13 protein-coding genes and 1 pseudogene are annotated in these 13,197 nt (G+C 39.5%); 7 read left to right on the plus strand and 7 right to left on the minus strand.

The annotated features are described in order from the left end of the window. Nucleotides 1–177: 177 nt before the first annotated feature. A complete protein-coding gene (locus CWB76_RS08595) occupies nucleotides 178–456 on the plus strand; it encodes a peptidylprolyl isomerase (protein WP_138606824.1) in 279 nt (92 codons plus the stop codon). 71 nt (nucleotides 457–527) lie between these two features. Further along, nucleotides 528–1,334 (plus strand): transporter substrate-binding domain-containing protein, encoded by an 807-nt coding sequence (locus CWB76_RS08600; RefSeq protein WP_138606826.1) that lies wholly within the window; start codon nucleotides 528–530, stop codon nucleotides 1,332–1,334. Between the two features lie 26 nt (nucleotides 1,335–1,360). Here the strand turns inward: CWB76_RS08600 and CWB76_RS08605 are convergent. Beyond that, nucleotides 1,361–1,501 (minus strand): annotated as a pseudogene (locus tag CWB76_RS08605) (thioredoxin family protein); the annotation flags it as partial. A 209-nt stretch (nucleotides 1,502–1,710) separates the two neighbouring features. Here CWB76_RS08605 and CWB76_RS08610 point away from each other — a divergent pair. Then, nucleotides 1,711–2,211, plus strand: a complete 501-nt coding sequence (locus tag CWB76_RS08610; RefSeq protein WP_076921684.1) for a hypothetical protein — start codon at nucleotides 1,711–1,713, stop codon at nucleotides 2,209–2,211. A gap of 189 nt (nucleotides 2,212–2,400) precedes the next feature. Here CWB76_RS08610 and CWB76_RS08615 read toward each other — a convergent pair whose 3' ends face one another. From CWB76_RS08615 to CWB76_RS08635, 5 genes are all read right to left on the minus strand, one after another. Then, the gene (locus CWB76_RS08615) at nucleotides 2,401–3,060 is read right to left on the minus strand and encodes a DsbA family oxidoreductase (RefSeq protein WP_138606830.1); all 660 of its coding nucleotides are present in this window, start codon (nucleotides 3,058–3,060) and stop codon (nucleotides 2,401–2,403) included. 121 nt (nucleotides 3,061–3,181) lie between these two features. Next, nucleotides 3,182–4,402, minus strand: a complete 1,221-nt coding sequence (locus tag CWB76_RS08620) for a M24 family metallopeptidase (protein WP_138606832.1) — start codon at nucleotides 4,400–4,402, stop codon at nucleotides 3,182–3,184. A 137-nt stretch (nucleotides 4,403–4,539) separates the two neighbouring features. Further along, nucleotides 4,540–5,148: a flavin reductase family protein gene (locus tag CWB76_RS08625; protein ID WP_138606834.1), complete on the minus strand. Its 609-nt coding sequence runs from the start codon at nucleotides 5,146–5,148 to the stop codon at nucleotides 4,540–4,542. Nucleotides 5,149–5,159: 11 nt separating this feature from the next. Further along, nucleotides 5,160–5,885, minus strand: coding sequence for an SDR family NAD(P)-dependent oxidoreductase (locus CWB76_RS08630; RefSeq protein ID WP_138606836.1), 726 nt, complete (start codon nucleotides 5,883–5,885; stop codon nucleotides 5,160–5,162). Beyond that, a complete protein-coding gene (locus tag CWB76_RS08635; RefSeq protein WP_138606838.1) occupies nucleotides 5,882–6,280 on the minus strand; it encodes a thiol-disulfide oxidoreductase DCC family protein in 399 nt (132 codons plus the stop codon). The genes CWB76_RS08630 and CWB76_RS08635 overlap by 4 nt, the downstream gene beginning before the upstream one ends. 120 nt (nucleotides 6,281–6,400) lie before the next feature. On the opposite strand from CWB76_RS08635, the gene ppc reads away from it, so the two are divergent. Together ppc and cdd are read left to right on the plus strand one after the other, a co-directional pair. Continuing rightward, on the plus strand, nucleotides 6,401–9,046 hold the full coding sequence (ppc, locus tag CWB76_RS08640; protein WP_138606840.1) for a phosphoenolpyruvate carboxylase: 2,646 nt from the start codon (nucleotides 6,401–6,403) through the stop codon (nucleotides 9,044–9,046). Nucleotides 9,047–9,170: 124 nt separating this feature from the next. Next, nucleotides 9,171–10,100, plus strand: a complete 930-nt coding sequence (cdd, locus tag CWB76_RS08645) for a cytidine deaminase (protein ID WP_138606842.1) — start codon at nucleotides 9,171–9,173, stop codon at nucleotides 10,098–10,100. Here the strand turns inward: cdd and udp are convergent. Then, nucleotides 10,089–10,844, minus strand: a complete 756-nt coding sequence (gene udp, locus CWB76_RS08650; RefSeq protein ID WP_138606844.1) for a uridine phosphorylase — start codon at nucleotides 10,842–10,844, stop codon at nucleotides 10,089–10,091. The two genes, cdd and udp, sit on opposite strands and share 12 nt — an antisense overlap. Nucleotides 10,845–11,266: 422 nt before the next feature. On the opposite strand from udp, the gene CWB76_RS08655 reads away from it, so the two are divergent. Further along, on the plus strand, nucleotides 11,267–12,376 hold the full coding sequence (locus tag CWB76_RS08655; protein WP_138606846.1) for an arginase family protein: 1,110 nt from the start codon (nucleotides 11,267–11,269) through the stop codon (nucleotides 12,374–12,376). A gap of 98 nt (nucleotides 12,377–12,474) precedes the next feature. After that, nucleotides 12,475–13,176, plus strand: a complete 702-nt coding sequence (locus tag CWB76_RS08660) for a substrate-binding periplasmic protein (RefSeq protein WP_138606848.1) — start codon at nucleotides 12,475–12,477, stop codon at nucleotides 13,174–13,176. The last annotated feature ends 21 nt before the right edge of the window (nucleotides 13,177–13,197 follow it).

Raw genomic sequence — 13,197 nt, forward strand, 5'->3', positions numbered from 1 at the left:
GATTGGATATATAAGGTCTAGTTAACCTGAACTCAGGTTAGTTTTTAACAGGGCAAATCTATAAATTGTTACAAGGCGTTTAGTAACTATAGCTATAGCATAAGTAGATGCTAGGTGTATGGGGCTGTGTTAAAATTGCTGCGTTTAATTTTAGCAAACGGTATAAAAGGTATTTTCATGGCAAATACAGCACACGCACTTCACATTTTGGTTAAGCATAAAGAGATTGCAGAAGACATCATTAAGCAATTAGGTAAAGGCGCAAAGTTTCAAACCTTAGCTAAAAAATACTCGTCTTGTCCGTCGGGCAAAAAGGGCGGAGATTTAGGCGAATTTAGACGCGGTCAAATGGTTCCACAGTTTGATAAAATTGCGTTTAAAGGCGAGATTTTAGAGCCACATTTGGTAAAAACAAAATTTGGTTGGCATGTGATTAAAGTACTTTATCGCACCTAAAAGCGTAATTCTAAGTTCCCGCTATACTTACTATTCCCCATTTTATAAATGCAAAGTAACTTGGAATGACTATGAAGTTATTTAATTTATGCTGCAGTGTTATCCTTATCACCCTGTCATCTTTTGCTTTGGGCAGCGAGCAAACTGTGACGCTAAAAATAGGAAAACCAAGCACACCTAATATGCCAAGAAACCACTATGTTTTGAGCTTATTAGAAAAAAGCTTTGCGCAGATGAATGTAAAACTCAATATTATTTATAGTGTTGAGCCGATGAATACCAAACGAGTATTAGAAGAGCTAAAGCACGATGGGGCTATTAATTTTGCTTGGTTAAGTATGTCAAAAGAGCAAGCAAATAGCCTCGTACACACAACCTTTCCAATATACAACGGCTTGCACTCAAAACGTTTACTAATGATAAAACAAAGCCGGCTGGGCGAATTTTCAGATATAAAAACCCTTGAACAACTAAAGCCGTTTATAGCCTTACAAAAGCAAAGTTGGTCTGATTATTATGTATTAAAGAACAATGGCTTAACAGTTAATGGTGATTTGAGTTATGAAAGCATGTTAAAAGCGTTAGATGAAGGACTTGGCGATTACTTTCCTCGTTCAGTAACTGCGATTAGAGCTGAAATACACAAAAGCCCACAGTATAACTTTGTCGTTGAGCCGCATATTATGCTGCAGTATGATAACTTTTATTACTTTTATGCAAATGAAAAAAATAAAGCAATTATCGACTTACTACAGCAGGGCTTAACAAAGCTAGCACAAAAAGGCGAGCTTGATGCACTCTATACGCAATTTTACCATGATGTTGAGGATGGGCTTGGTTTAAGTCAGCGAACAGTGTTTAAACTGAAACAGCGATAAGGTTATTATCGCTGTAAAACTGTTTGCTAATCTTGCTTGGCTTCTTCTTCATTTATTTGCTTAAGTGCTTGAATAAATGACTCACTCGGCTGCCCACCGGTAGGAGCATACTTATCGTTTATAATAAAAGTAGGTACTGAAGTAATACCCATTTGTTTAAAGTTATTTATTTGGAATATGAGAACGAAGATAGGTTGCAGACATATCATGAGATTAATAGCTATAGCCTTGGAACTAACTTGTATTTTACTGAAAAGAACATAAAAAATACTATCAACTTTAAACTCGATAGTGAAATCGACCAAAGATTTAAATTTAAGTCACTTACACATGTGGGGAACGCTTATAGCATACGAATGAAAGTGAGATTAAATTAATGCTAAAAAGAATGACATTGACTTTTGACCTTAAAAAGCTTTTTCGCCTACACCGCTGGACTTTAGCGGTAGCGGTTTATATCTTCATAATATGGTTCACCACGCCTGATACTTGGTCTCATCAAGAGACCTACTTTAGAGCTGTAACACTGCGCCAATTATCAATTATTCTCATACCGGTATTTATTACCTATTTTCTCGTTGATTTTTTTAAAAATAAACCGATTATTGTCGATTTAAATGAGCAGACATTGATTCAAGGTGAAAAGGTTATAGATTTAATTAAAGCAGACCATATCACGATTGTTGAAAAGCCCGTGATTAAATCAATTGAGATACACTTTTCTAAACATGGCTATTCTTTAGTTAAGATACCTGGATGGTTTATTGAAGATGTCACGCAGACTAGCTTGAATTTCTATCATTACGCTAAAAATACAGATAAAAAATTTAGTATATCCAGAAAAAGAACGAGTCCGTTAAAAGGCAGCATTATTTAATTTGTACCATAAGCAGATTTAATTTTGAAGTATCTAACTGTTAGGTACCTATAGAGAAGGCGTTCAAAGTTCAGTGTCAGATTAAATTCTTAAATATTATGCACGTTGTTTAAACGCTTCTTAAAAAATACTAACTGAGATAAATAAGGGCTGCGATGTGCAGCCTTTTTTGGTTTTAAACTTTATTTTTTAAGTGTCTTGCTTGGCTTCTTCTTCATTTATTTGCTTAAGCGCTTGAATAAATGACTCACTCGGCTGCCCACCGGTAAGCGCATACTTATCATTTATAATGAAAGTAGGCACTGAAGTAATACCCATTTGCTTAAAGTTATTTTGCTCTTCGCGAACCGCTTGTACGTATTTATCTGAGTGTAAAATATCACGAGCTGTGTCTTTGTTAAGGCCGACTTTTTCTACCACATCCAGTAATGCATCTTCTTGATTTAAATATTTTAAATCGGTGAAGTGTGCTTCAAAAAACGCCAATTTCAGCTCAGTTTGCTTGCCCTCTTCACGAGCCCACATTAGCAAGCGGTGTAGATCAAAGCTGTTGATCATGATGCGTTTACCGTCAAAATTAAAGGTAAACCCAGCTCGTTCACCCGCATCCGCCATGTTTTGACGATTTCGCGCGCTTTCTTCTTCGGTTAAACTGTATTTTTGCTGCAAGTGCTCGTTTAAGTCTTGCCCTTCAAGTGGCATATCTGGATTAAGCTCAAAAGGGTGCCATGTAATATCCGCACTCATTTCTTCTTTTAATTCTGCCAATGCGGTCTCTAAGTTCTTGTAACCGATAATACACCACGGGCACATTACATCTGAGACGATATCAATTTTAAAGTTTTTCATAGGGATCCTTGAAGGATTGCTTAGTAATAACAATGGATATTGGGATGAAGTCTACTTTATCAATCATTGGACATAAAAAGAGCAGCCAAGGTGCAGCTCTTTTTATTAAATGATTCATATATTAGCTGTTTAAGCCAAATGGGTCATCAATGCTATGACTCGGTTGAGTAAACCAGCGCGGACCATCATCTGTCATGTAAAAGTGATCTTCTAATCTAACCCCAAATTCATCTGGAATAACTAGCATGGGTTCGTTACTAAAACACATGCCAGTGGCAAGCGGGGTTTTATCACCGCCAACTAAATATGGCCATTCGTGAATGTCTAAACCAATACCATGGCCTGTACGATGTGGGCAACCTGGTGTTTGATACTCAGGTCCTAAATCTTGTGCTGCTAAGTAGCTGCGAGCTGCCTCGTCAACCGATTCACAGGTTTCGCCGAGAGCTGCTTGATTGAAAGCTGCTAACTGGGCCGCTTTTTCAAAATCCCAAAATAGGCGTTGGCGGCTGGTTGCTTCACCAAATACATAAGTACGGGTAATATCAGAAAGGTAATCGTGCACTTTACATCCGGTATCGATAAGCACCATGTCGCCTTTTTTCAAAATTTGTGGATCTTTTACGCCATGTGGGAATGAGGTGGCAAGGCCAAACAATACAATACAGAAGTAATTACCTGGGGCACCTACTTTTTGATGGGCTTTTTTTATAAATTCTTCGACTTCTACGGTGCTAATACCTTCATAAAGCATGCTCGCTGTAGCCTGATGAACCGCTAAAGTCATATCCATGGCACATTGCATTAATGCTAATTCATTGGCTGATTTATGCATTCTACAATGTGCGGTTACAGGTTGTGCGTTAACTAGTTTTAACCCTGAACTGGCTTTATTGATACCATCAAAAATAAAAAACTGTGCGCTTTCATCAATACCAACGGTAGCGGTGTCGCTAATACTGAGCTGCTTAAGCACTTTAACGAATAGCTCAAACGGGCTTTCATGCTCTTGCCAGCCGTGTATTGGGCCATCAATAACCTTAAAGCCATTTAAAGAACCAATTTCAAAATGTGGAGCAATGTATTGCACATCACCTACGGCAGGTAAAATAGCGCCAACAAGCCGTTCACTGGCATACCATTTCATTCCGGTGAAATAAGTTAAGTTGGTACCTGCGTTTAAATAAATGGCATCAATGTTGTGCGCTTGCATATAGGCTTGTGCTTTGGCCATACGCGCTAAATACTCATCGGCCTGAATTGGCGTTACTGAGTGAGTCATATTACTTAAACTAGCAAGTGCTTGCTCGGGTGTGTGAGTACCAATACCAACTGTGGTCATATATTTCTCCTACAAAATTTTGCATAGTGTGTAGGTTTAACAGTTTAAATTCAAACTAATTGCGATTAGTGATCAAGGGGCTCAAAAATGGGGGGGAGTTATCAAGTCGCTTATTTGGAGGACTTGATAACCTCGGGCTATTTTTTTGCATAGGGTAAGCGAGTGAGCTTATTTGCCGTGTGGTAACTATCTAAACCGGTTACTGCAACCGTATCAATGGCTTGTAAATCTAAAAAACCATCACTTTGGAGTGCTGATTCATCCACATATACATCCATTATTTCACCAATAACCAGCTCGGTGCCATTAACAGCTAAATGTTGATTCTCTACAAATTTTACCGCGTATTTTAGTCGACTTTGTGCAACAAAGGGAGCGTTAAACTCATTTAAGTATTCTGTTTTTAACCCCGTTGCATCGAACTCGGACTCATCTTTAGCGTAACGTGCCGAGGTTTGGTGCGCTTGCTGGTAAATGTCATTATTTACTTGATTAATAGTGTAAACGCCTGTTTCTATAATATTTTCAAATGTATGCCTTGGTACACTGTGTGGGCGCATTATCATGCCTACAAGGGGCGGGTGGGCGCCCAAATGGATGACAGAACTAACAATGGCTAAATTGGTATTGCCCTGTCCATCTTGCGTACCAATCAAGTTTGCACTTTTAAACCCTGACAGTGAATTTATAAAATGCGTGCGTGTGTGTTTTTCGAGTGCGGTTATGCGGTCTTTAGAAAAATGCATGTGTTAATTCCTTACCATTTTATAGTGTTTCCTTGCCAATCTAGGTAGGCAGGTTCGCCGTTAAGTTCTAATTGTGAGTTTTTGTAAGTAAATTTAAATAATTGCTGGGCAACAAACTCAGGTGTAAATAGTTTGTCGGCAGGTACATTTTTTTGAAATGGCTTAGAAAGCTGTGTATCTGTGGTACCTGGATGAAATAAAACAAGTTTAGTATTTTTAGCACGACGGGCAAGCTCAATAGCGGCTGTTTTAAATAACATATTAAGTGCTGATTTTGATGCGCGATAGGTGTACCAGCCACCCAGCTTATTATCGTTAATGCTACCAACACGAGCGCTTAAAGCGGTAATTGTGCAGTGAGTTTTATGATTAAGTAATGGCATTATGCTTTGTAAGCATAGCAGCGGCACAAGCGCATTAGAGTGCATAAGCTGCATAAAATAATCACTGTTGATTTCTTCAAGCTTTTTTTCTGGCATGTGCTGGTTGTTATGTAATTGACCATTAAATATAACCACCTGAGCGAGCTCAACCTGCTGAGACTTTAGCGATTCTGTAAGCTCGTTCAGACTTTGCGTTGAGTAGTCGCTGTGAAAGTAGGTTATGTTTTTATCGCTGTGATTAATACTCGATGAGCTAACACAAATTATATTAAATTGTGTTGCTTGTTGATTTAAGTGATTAACGTAAGATTGAGCAATGGCGCTACTGGCACCAAATAAAATCGCTGTTTTCATTTTTCACCTTTGCTTTTGATATCACATTGACCTGAGTTGCACTGTGCATTAGGCATTAAAAAACGACTAATTTGATGACGGTATTTTGCAAAGAAAGTATAAGCATGATCGGCAAAAAAACGAATGACGGGCAAACGAATAATTTTAAGCCAAGGATATTTGCCAACAGTACGCCAAGCTTGATAAGTCACATCTAAGCCGTAAATTATCTGCCCATTATCAGTTTGGGCATGCAGTATATTCATGGCGTATTGCTTATTGATTGCGGGAAAACGCGCATTAAAGTCATCAGCATTTAAATCTTCAAGTGTAACTTTATGATCAACATCGGCACGTTTTAAATGCTGCATCTCTGCATTGCAAAGGGGGCAATTACCATCGTAAAAAATGATCATGTTATCGCTTTGTGTTTATTTTACATATGCTTTTTTACGACATGCAGGTGCAAATGGATCTATTAAATAAGTAAACATAATGATATTAATAGGTCTCAAAGAAACAAAGGAGAGCTAAAAATGAGTGAACAATATGCCGCCTTGCGAGGTAATGTAAATTTACTTGGGCAATTATTAGGACAAACTATTAAAGATGCTCAAGGACAAGATATTTTAGATAAAGTAGAAGAGATTCGGGCTTTATCAAAATCATCTCGCAGTGGCAATGAAGCCGATCGTAAAGCGCTTATAGATGTACTGCATGCGCTTAGTGATGAAGAGCTTTTACCGGTTGCCCGTTCATTTAATCATTTTTTAAACTTAGCGAATGTTGCAGAGCAGTTTCACACTGTATCACGTTTTAATGATGTTGGTTTTTGCCAACTAAACCCTCTCACTCAAACATTAAAAACGTTAGCAGCAAAGGCCGAACAAGGTCAGCTTAATCATAATCATTTAGCTGATACCCTCTCAAAACTCCACATAAACTTAGTACTAACAGCACACCCAACCGAGGTGACTCGTCGTACTATTATTAATAAACATGTTGAACTTAGCGATTGTTTAGCATCGCTTGAGCGTACCGACAATCTTGCGCAAGAACGCGAAGCAATATTAAACCGTATTGCGCAGTTAATTAGCCAAGCATGGCATACGGACGATATTCGTCGTTCACGCCCAAGCCCTGTAGATGAGGCTAAATGGGGCTACGCAGTCATTGAAAACAGTTTATGGGAAGCTGTGCCACGTTTTCTACGTGAGTTTAGCCAGCATGTAAAACAGCATTTAAGCTTAGAGTTGCCAGCAGATTACAGCCCGATAGAATTTACTTCTTGGATGGGGGGAGATCGTGATGGTAACCCGTTTGTAACCGCCGAAGTAACCAAGCAAGTGCTCGACCATGGCCGTTGGATGGCACTGGATTTATACCAGCGTGATTTAGAAACGCTCTGTGCTGAACTTTCTATGTCGGATGCCAGCGATGAGCTCATTAAATTGGCTGGGCAAGAGTTTGAACCGTACCGTGCTGTTTTGAAAGATGTTAAAAACCAAGTTGCAGAAACGGTGATGCATTTAAGCGCTAAAATTAAAAATAAGCGCACTGAATCTCAAGATTTAATCACCGATATTAATCAAATTAAGCACCCTATTGAGGCATGTTATCGCTCTTTATTAAAGTGCAACATGCAAGTAGTGGCCAATGGCTTACTACTGGATATGATCCACCGAGTAAATAGCTTTGGACTGCGTTTGGCAAAACTAGACGTGCGCCAAGATTCGTCGAGACACAGTGATGTATTTTCTGAGCTAACTCGTTACTTAGGTATTGGCGACTACAACCAATGGCAAGAGCAAGATAAGCAGGCTTTTTTACTTGCTGAGCTTAATTCTCGTCGTCCGCTTATTCCTAAGCATTGGCAACCTAGCCCTGAAGTGCAAGAGGTGCTCGACACCTTTGATGTTATTGCGCAGCAAGATGCAAAAACCTTTGGTTTATATATTATTTCTATGGCCCGAACAGCTTCTGATATTTTAGCGGTGCAGTTATTACTTAAAGAGTCAGGCTGCGGTTTTGAACTACCCGTGGCGCCATTATTCGAGACCTTGGATGATTTAAACGATGGTCATAATGTTATTACTACATTGCTTAATAATGAGTGGTACCGAGGTCATATTAAAAATACTCAAAATGTGATGATTGGTTATTCAGACTCAGCCAAAGATGCGGGTATGATGGCTGCTGGCTGGGCACAATATGAGGCAATGGACAAGTTAGTGCAACTGGCGGATGAACGCGGTATTGAACTGGTTTTATTTCATGGTCGTGGAGGCACGGTTGGTCGAGGCGGTGCACCTGCTGCACAAGCCTTGCATTCGCAGCCACCGGGTTCACTCAAAGGGGGCCTTAGGGTGACAGAGCAAGGCGAAATGATCCGCTTTAAATTTGGCTTACCCAATGTGGCATTGCAAAGCTTAAATATATACGCGGGTGCGGTGCTGCAAAGTAACTTATTACCACCGCCAGAGCCCAAAGATGAATGGCGCGAAGTTATGGCATTAATTAGTGATGTATCGTGCGAGCACTACCGCAATGTTGTACGCCACGATGAAAACTTTGTACCTTACTTCAGAATGGCAACACCAGAATTGGAGCTATCTAAATTGCCATTAGGTTCAAGGCCAGCTAAACGTAATCCTAATGGTGGGGTAGAGAGCTTACGCGCAATTCCGTGGATATTTGCGTGGAGTCAAAATCGTTTAATGTTACCTGCATGGTTAGGCGCATTAAGCGGACTTAAAGCAGCGCTTGAAAAATATGGGATTGAAACCCTAAGCGAAATGAGTTTGCAATGGCCTTTCTTTCGAGCTCGTTTAGAAATGCTAGAAATGGTATTTAGTAAAGCGGATAGCTGGTTAAGTGAGCACTACGATAATGCGCTGGTGGAAGACATGTATAAACCTTTAGGTGTTGCCTTACGTGAGGAATTAGCAGAGGCGATAACCTTAGTGCAATCATTGAGCCCGCAAAAAAGTCTATTAGCCGATCAACCTTGGATCAAAGAGTCTATTGGGCTTAGAAATCCGTACACCGACCCACTGAACGTGTTACAGGTTGAGTTATTACGTCGCTCTCGTGGCGATGATAAAGGTAATGAAAGCGATATAGATAATGCCTTAATGATCACCATGACGGGGATTGCAGCGGGTATGCGAAATACAGGTTAATTTTTATTTTAGTAAAACAAAAAAAGGGAACACGCGACGTGTTCCCTTTTTTTACGTTGAATAGGCTGGTATTTAGTTTGCCAACCTTTTACACTACTTAGCCATTGAACAAATAAAAACTATTATGGCTTCAGCAACTTTTAAAGTGCAACATAATACAGCACTTAGCAATTCACACATCTCATTAAACGTAGCGCAAACGCAAGCACTACGTAGTCAATTAAAAACTCAACGCGGTATTTTACATTCAAGCGATATTAAAGCGCTTTGCACCGAACTTAATGTCAGCGAAGATACATTATTGCAAGGCTTGGTGCCTATGGCTTCTGAATTTTCAGTTGCACCTATTTCCAAGTTTCATGTCGGCGCAATTGTAAAAGGGCTCGACTCACAAGGACATACTACTTTTTACTTTGGCGCCAATGCTGAGTTTGATCATCAAGCACTTAGTTTAGTGGTGCATGGTGAGCAATCAGCAATTAATAATGCGTGGTTAAATGGCGCTAAGAAAGTGCTAAAAATAGCCATTAGTGATGCACCATGTGGGTATTGCCGTCAGTTTATGAATGAACTGGCGGATGCCAGAGAGCTTGATATTTTACTGCCAGCACAAAATTTTAAATTAGCAGAGCTGTTACCGCATTCATTTGGGCCAACAGATTTAGGCAATGAGCACAGCTTATTTAACCCTGTAGAGCAAACTAAGCGCTTTGAAGAGACAAAGCTTGATAACAAGCTGCTGAGTTTTGCTTTAGCGGCTTATGTTCCATACAGTCAAAATTACAGTGCGGTAAAAATAAGCACCTTTGAAAATGGTGACTTTTATGGCAGTTATGCTGAAAATGCAGCGTATAGCCCAAGTTTATCGCCACTGCAAAGCGCAGTGAGTCAGCTATTTTTAGCAGGATTAAGCTTTGATAAACAAACAGTAAAATCAATTACTTTGTTAGAAACTACTGGTCACGAAAACCAATCAGGGGTAGCAAAAGCCGTGTTAGCAAGCTTTACTGGCTTGCCAACACTTGAGGTTATTAGCGCAACATTAACCAAGTAATACTTTAGCGGCTTCAAGTACCACGGCAACAGATTTTTTCTCAATCTCGCCGTGGTCCACGTTAGGTATTTCTTGACGTGTTCTATTTACTAATACACCAGCAACACAAGCAGCTTGTAAACCAAGCGCGGCACACATGGTAAATAAAGTGGCCGATTCCATTTCGTAGTTCATTACGCCCAATTTTTGCCATTCTTCACAGCTACCTTGTAGTGACTTAGGTACGTAGCCAGAGTGTGTATCGTAGCGCTCTTGACCTGGGTAGAAGGTGTCGCTCGAAGCAGTTATACCAATATGGAAATCGATATTAAGGTTTTCACAGGCTTTTACCATGGCTTGAGTGGCAAAAAAATCAGATACGGCAGGGTAGCATAGCGGGGCAAAATGCTGACTCGCACCATCTAAGCGAACCGAAGCTTGGCTAATTAGAATATCGCCTTCATTAATGTGCGGTTGAATAGCACCTGTTGTGCCAATGCGAAGAAAGCTTCGTACGCCAAGTTGTGCCAGTTCTTCAACGGCAATTGACGTTGAAGGGCCGCCGATACCAGTCGAACATATTACTACAGAGTGACCGTTTAATTGGCCTAAATAAATGTGAAACTCACGCGTTTGAGCAAGGCAGGTAGGATTATCTAAGAACTGTGAAATACGTGCTGCACGATCTGGATCGCCTGGAACTATAGCTAGTTTTGCACCTTTTAAGTCATCAATACACAGTCCTAAGTGAAATACCTTTTCCATAACTAAGCCTTTTTAATAAAAATTGTTGTCAATTTACCATGATTACGAGAAATGAAAATTAAGTACAGGACGGATGTCCGTATCGACTTAATTTGATTTATTCACCAACTCTGAATATTCAATCAATGACTAAAATTACGAACAAAATGAGCCAGTTGACTTGTTTGCTCAGACACTATATTCATACCTCATAGCAAACCAATAGCTGGGCTAAAGAGCCGATAGCTGTATTTTAAATTGTTTATATTCATTGGGTTAGTAAGAAAGCTTAGTTTTTATTTACCACTAACCTAAGCGAGCAAAATAAAGTTCACTGTAATTTTTAGCACACTATGCGAATAATCTGGAATTAATTCAGCGTGTGATGTTTTGCATAACTACTCAATAATAGACAAGATATTCAGATTGAAAAAGGGTTTACAATGAGCACACAATTTCAAGCATTTAAAAATAAAGTTGAGCACTGTCTATGTGCGCCTGGCGACGGTGTTTTTACGGTCAATACGGCTAAAGAACGCAAAGCAGCGCTAAGAAATAAATTATATGGACAAACTGAAAATGTCGATGTTTTATGGCGTGACTCACTTAACGAGCTGCCTAATTCACCACACAAAGCAGTAATGTTAGGCATTAGCTCTGATTGCGGTGGTGGAATTTTACGTGGCGCTAATTGGGGGCCTTTATTTTTACGCTCAGCACTGATAGATCAACAAACACAATGTCGTTCGTTTGATTTAGGTGATGTACGCGTAATACCGCATTTATTACATGATAAGTATTTAAATGAGGCCACTATTACCAACTGCCAAAAAGCGCTGTACGGTAATGACAATAATGATCATTATGTGAGCCCATTGTCAATTACTGAAGATGTGTGTGACAGCTTTTATGCGACATTCCAAGACAAAGGTATTTTTGGTATTGGTGGCGACCACTCAATTAGCTACCCGTTAACAAAAGCGTACTTAAAAGCTAAACGTGAGCAAGGCAAACGTACGGCAATTATTCACTTCGATGCTCACACCGACTTACTCGTAGAGCGTTTAGGTATCGACTTATGTTTTGGCTCTTGGTGTACACATATTTTAGAATTCTTACCAGCGCCGCATCATTTAATCCAATTTGGTATTCGCTCAAGTGGCAAACCTAAATCACATTGGGAAAGTACTTTTGGCGTTAAACAACACTGGGCTGCTGAAATTATAGAGCGTGGTGCAGCTGCGGTTGCTGCAGATGCGATTGCGCAATTAAAAGCAGACAAGGTTGATGAAGTTTATGTGAGCTTTGATATTGATGCCCTCGATGCAGAATTTGCATCAGCAACAGGCACGCCTGAAGAAAATGGGTTAACGCCACAGCACGCGCTTGATATTTTGTCAGCGATTGCAGATGAGTTTCCTATAACGGGGGCTGATATGATGGAAATAGCTCCGTTTACTGACAGCTCTTTAGTGGGCCAATCAAGCTCTGAGACAACTCTGAGAGAAGGCGCTAAAATTTCGGCGTTTTTAATTAATGCAATGAATCGCTAATTTCAAAAGCTAAAAATTGGCTATTTGCAAATAACCCGCTATATTTAATTGGCTTTTATTAAAAAAGTGACGTCTTAAATCTAATAGAGCGGGTTATTGTGATTAAATGGTGTTTTGTATTATTACTCATTGTAAGCCAACACTGTGCGGCTAAACTCACTGTTGTAACAGAGAATTTTGCACCTGCGCAGTATCTTGATGCTAACAACAATTTAGTTGGTGATGCTGCCGATATAGTACGATTAGTGCTTGATAGTGCGGGGATTGATTATTCAATTTCAGTTCACGATTGGAGTATGACTTATAATATTGCATTGAGAGATCCCGAGACCTGTATTTTCTCAATTTCACGCTCACCTGAGCGTGAGAGTCGCTTTGTTTGGTTTGCTAAACTTGCCCAATTCGACACAAACTTTTATTCTTTTAAAAGTAAAGGCATTGTTTTAACAAGTCTAGAGCAGGCCAAGCAATACAGAATTGCGGTTTTAAAAGATAACTATAGCCATCATTATTTACTCTCCCAAGGATTTAAAGAAAACGAAAACTTAATGCTGTTTAATAGTTTTGATAATATTTTTAAAATAATTCAAGCACGAAGTTCAAGCATTGATTTGGTTGTTATACCTGCGCAGAGAATAAGCCACGAACAATCTCACTTATTAAGTGAACTTCAACTCGAATCATTAATGCCTATTAACGCCAACCAAGCCCCCTTATATTTTGCGTGTAACAAAAACCTACCGAATGAATTACAGCAGCAACTTAGCACTGCCTTTGCCTTGTATGAGTCACAACTTTAAATATCAATTGCCCTGTTTATA

The organism is Pseudoalteromonas sp. S1609 (assembly GCF_005887255.1).
GTDB lineage: Bacteria > Pseudomonadota > Gammaproteobacteria > Enterobacterales > Alteromonadaceae > Pseudoalteromonas.